Annotated in this window: 1 protein-coding gene; it reads left to right on the plus strand. The window is 50.8% G+C overall.

What is annotated here, in order from left to right; genetic code table 11:
• The coding region (locus RGM3321_RS00135) for a DUF3274 domain-containing protein (protein ID WP_244391014.1) at positions 1-288 on the plus strand (288 nt) is incomplete at its 5' end.
• Between the last annotated feature and the right edge of the window lie 163 nt (positions 289-451).

A 451-nucleotide genomic window follows, 5' to 3' on the forward strand; every position in this document is an offset into this window, starting at 1 on the left:
CAGCGCTGGGTCACGGCGATGGACATTGCGATTGGGCAGGCCAAATGCCTGGACGATCCTGAGATGCGCGAGGTGTTGGTGGCGATTGCGAATTGGAGGATGGATAAAAAGATTTTTGGAGACGTCCTAAAAATGCCTGGCTGGTCGCAACTCAGTGTCGAAGCGCAGTTACTGGTCGCCGCCAGCCATAAATATTACGAATACGGAAAATTTCCTTCTACCAGCATTGTGTCTTTAACACCACCTTCTCTAATCAACGACACCCCTAAAAAAAGTGGGGCTCAGTAATGGAGCGACAAAATAAAGTATCAATACGACCGAAGCTTGACCTTGCCCCCGAGAAACGTATCCCTTAACCCGGCGTCGGGGTCGAGTATCTAGGGTTGTTGCCTTTGCCAGTTCTGCTCGTATTGCATCGGACTTACGTAATGCAGCGTCGAGTGCAGGCGCT

Source organism: Pseudomonas sp. RGM 3321, assembly GCF_022836805.1.
Lineage (GTDB): Bacteria > Pseudomonadota > Gammaproteobacteria > Pseudomonadales > Pseudomonadaceae > Aquipseudomonas.